The organism is Thermanaeromonas sp., from assembly GCF_021890735.1.
In the GTDB taxonomy this organism is placed as follows: Bacteria; Bacillota; DSM-521; order Neomoorellales; family Neomoorellaceae; genus Thermanaeromonas.
In genome coordinates this window covers 1-3,717 of the sequence record NZ_JAKKUR010000118.1, presented here as the reverse complement: position 1 = coordinate 3,717, position 3,717 = coordinate 1, and the positions used below count along the sequence as shown (strand labels likewise).

Sequence of the window (3,717 nt, the reverse complement as noted above, 5' to 3'; positions counted from 1 at the left end):
AGTTGGAAGTGGTATCTAAATTTAAATTAGCGGGGGGATCCTTATTTTCCTCCTTCTTTCTCTCACTTTCTCGCCTTTTCTCTTCCTTAAAACTGGGGATCCCTCAGCTAAACGCCCATCTTGTAAAAAGGCGACAAGTTTATCCCATTGGTCCAGGCAATAGTAAACCGCCCGCCCAAAGGCACTTTTGGGCAGCACCTGCGCTTTCTGCTTCTTAAGCCAGGCTAAAAATTCGTCCAGCACGGGCCGGCTGCGCTCCTGCCGGATTTGATATCGTTCTTCCGGGGTTTTGTCTTTAAGCTCGCGCTCTATGGCAAAAAGCCTGTTGCAGAACTCCAGCCCCTCCCGGGCTGCCACTGCTTTGTTTCTTTTATCTTGCGGCAGGGCTTTTAAAGCTTCGTCAAACCTGCGCCGGGCATGGGCCCAGCAGCCCACCAGGGTGACACCTGAAAGTCCATTGTAGCCCTCATAGCCGTCAACTTGCAGATAGCCCTTAAAACCTTTTAGAAACCGGCGGGGGTGTTTGCCGGCCCGGGTGGTCTGGTAGTCGTAGAGGATAATCGGTGGACCGTCCCGCCCCGTGCGGTAAAGCCAAAGATAAGACTTAGTGGTAGGCTCCCTTCCCGGTTCATGAAGTACCTGCAACGTGGTCTCATCGGCATGGAGAATGTCTCTTTTAAGAAGGTGTTCATGGAGACGGTCGTAAATAAGGGTTAAGTAGGTGTTAGCTCCATAAAGCACCCAGTTGGCCATGGTCTGCCGGGAAAGGTCTATCCCTAAGCTTCTAAACTGCTGCTCCTGGCGGTAAAGAGGCAGCCCTGCCCCGTATTTCTGGGTCATGATGTAGGCCATGAGGGAGGGAGATACCGGGCTTCCCGGAAGTACAGGAGCAGGCATGGGCGCTGTGATAACAGGGGTAGTTATTTCTTCTCTCTCACAGCGGCGGCAAGAATAGACGTAGCGCACGTGCTTAACTACTTTTATTTGGGCCGGAATAATTTTGAGCTCCTGCCGCACCTCAGTGCTCATTTCATGTAAAGGGCCACCACAGCAGGGACAGACCCTTTCTTCTTCCGGTAGGCGGTGCTCTACCACTTCCACCGGCAGTTCTTCCAGGTTCATCTCCCGGCTGCCGCGCGTTTTGCGTCGCTGGTAGGTGATGGTCTCCAAATCCGGCTCAGTTTCTTGCGGCCGGGCTTCCACTTCCGCCTCGTTAAAAAGCAAAAGCTGCTCTTCTAGTGCGTAAGTCCTTTCGCTGGAAGGACCGAATTGCCTTTTCTTGCTTAAACGGAGCTGCTCCATAAACCAGTTTAACTTGGCGGTAAGTTCGGCGACCTGTTGTTCCAATTGAGCACAGCGCTCTCGCAGTTCTTCTATGCTCATGGTCGCTATAGACTTAGCCGTGTCCATGCTTTGATAATTCGACAAATCAAGCCGAATTCCTCTAGAATCAACCACAAAGTGAAAATATTTCTTCCTGATGCTTTATATTACAAGATGGTACGTGCTTTTACCTCAGGATGGGCTTTAGGTTGGTTTAGGGGAAGACCATCGAGCAACCAGCGCAGCTCCCGGCGGCTGATGGTGATGGTGGAAGAAGTAGTGTCTTGCGGCCATATGAATTTGCCCTTCTCCAGCCGGCGGTAATAAAGCCAGAACCCGTTGTGCTCCCAGTGGAGGATCTTCAGTTTGTCCCTCTTACGGTTGCAGAAGACAAAGAGGCAAGAAGAAAATGGGTCTAATTCGAAGCCTTCCTTGACCAGCACCGCCAGGCCGTCGATGGACTTGCGCAAGTCTGTGGCGCCGCAGGCGAGGTAAACCCGGTCGATACCAACTTCGTTTAGCATAATGCCATCAGCACCTGTACTACCTGGGTGAGTAAGACCGGGTCAAAGCCGGGTCTTACCTCGATGCTGGCCGGTCCTATTTTGACCACTAGAGCTTGCTTTGGGGAACCTTCCTCGCTTATTTCTACTGGCAACCACCGGTTGGAATTCTCCGGAGGAGCTGGGGTCTGGTTCTTAAGCTTCCGCAGCCAGTACCATAACTGCCTGGGGCTAATGCCCTCATGGGAGGCGCACCATTCTTTAACGCTTTGCCCGCTTTCCCTGTATTCAGCTATGCGAGCTTCCCATAGTTTTTGTAATTCGGCTCTGGTCATAAGGGGAAATCCTCCTCAGTTCGTTTTCTGAGGAAGATTATCCCTTAAACCTGACGACAATGCCAAGGTGGGTTGTATTTGACGCTTACTTTTGTTCTATGGTGCCACCCGCTCGGCCGCCCAAGGTGTCTCTAGCCCGTCCTCCTAACCCCCATAGGGCCCGGGGGCTTCTGCCCCTCGCCGCCTACTCTCTCCATTGTACCGACGCTTTAGTCGGCCTGCCCCTCTGCTCTTCCTGCCTAGTGTAAATGCTAGTCTAAAAGTGATCCATGTAGAGGGGAAATTGACCTTGAACCTGTCGCTAAACTCATGATAGACTAAAGCAACAGGACCAATGACAAATACATAGGCCCCTTTCTCTGGCTTGTCGCTTGATCTTGGCGATTACGCCTTCTGCTTTTGCCCGCCCGCGATATACACGGTAGCTCTGCCAACCCTCAGCCGGACGGCCTTCCGGGGCACCCGGAACCAGGCCCCTGATCCCTTCTCCCGCTCCGGCTTCAGGCCTGCCTTCAGGAGCCGGGCCTTCACCAGGGGCGATGCCGTGTACACAGTGGCATCAGCTTCGGCTTCGTTCCACAGGATAACAGTTTCCTGCTCGATACGCTTTGCGTCGCTCATACACACTCACCTCCCTCCTGCCCCTCCAGGGGCATAAATAAAAGGGCCAGAATGCGTCTCCGCTTCCGACCCTTTTGGAAGGTGAAGGGGTATTTTTCTCCCGGACGTATAAATATACCCCCGGGTGAAGAATAGGGTCTCAGCTTCCAACCCTTTTGGAGCGCGAAAGGAATTTTATTGCCCTGGACCGCTCAGGTGTCGAACAGGTACAACCCCCACGCCGAAATCCCCAAAAGTCCGTCTCTGCTTCCGACCCTTTTGGAGCTTCAAAGGGTATCTTTCCCCGGCACGTATGAAAACTCTTCCGGGTTTAACATAGGGTCTCAGGTTCCAACCCTTTCGGAACTCAAAAAAGGTATTTCATTTTTTCCAAAAACAGGTATATCCGAAGCCTTGAGTTTCCTTGGCTTAGCTCCTGGCAAAAACTGACAAACTACAGTATTGGGATAGTCTACCTGTTTCCCTGCTTCCCCATCCTGTTCCCCAAAAAAGATAAAAGGCCGGGTTCCCCCGGCCCCTCCATCACGCCGCTTCTTCCTCCCGCCCGCCCCCTTCAATCAGCCGGATCAGCTCCAACGCCACCTTTCTCACCGCCTCCCCCCACTCAAGCAGCTTTTCCGCGTCCCGGACCCACCCGGCCACATAGTCGAAGCTGTAGCCGGACGTGTCCAGGCCGAAGTGGTGGGCGGCTATGAAGTCCGCGCCTTCTGCAATTGCTTCGCTCCGCGCCCTGGCGTCTCCCCCGTACTTTTGCCTCACCTCCGGGCCGTCCACGCCCAGGCGGTAGGCCAGGCCGTGGGCCACTTCGTGCAGGAGCACCTTGGCCCGCATGCCCTCGTCCAGGGTCGGGTCCAGGTGTATCTCCCCGGTCAGGGGGTCGAATTCCCCTTTCGCACCAGGTATCAAACAGCCCCACCTGACCGGGAAGGGGCTGA

The 3,717-nt window shown here is 54.0% G+C and carries 3 protein-coding genes and 2 pseudogenes; all 5 read right to left on the bottom strand.

Annotated elements, in window-relative coordinates:
* Positions 1-108 precede the first annotated feature (108 nt).
* Positions 109-1,410: pseudogene (gene tnpC / locus L5656_RS10860) on the bottom strand (IS66 family transposase); the annotation flags it as partial.
* 80 nt (positions 1,411-1,490) lie between these two features.
* Entirely contained in the window at positions 1,491-1,847 is a 357-nt protein-coding gene (gene tnpB, locus L5656_RS10855; RefSeq protein WP_141263748.1) for an IS66 family insertion sequence element accessory protein TnpB, read from the bottom strand.
* Positions 1,841-2,161, bottom strand: coding sequence for an IS66 family insertion sequence element accessory protein TnpA (gene tnpA, locus L5656_RS10850; RefSeq protein ID WP_297202853.1), 321 nt, complete (start codon positions 2,159-2,161; stop codon positions 1,841-1,843). The genes tnpB and tnpA overlap by 7 nt, the downstream gene beginning before the upstream one ends.
* Before the next feature lie 384 nt (positions 2,162-2,545).
* Positions 2,546-2,788, bottom strand: coding sequence for a hypothetical protein (locus L5656_RS10845; protein WP_297202851.1), 243 nt, complete (start codon positions 2,786-2,788; stop codon positions 2,546-2,548).
* A gap of 516 nt (positions 2,789-3,304) precedes the next feature.
* Positions 3,305-3,717: pseudogene (locus L5656_RS10840) on the bottom strand (hypothetical protein); the annotation flags it as partial.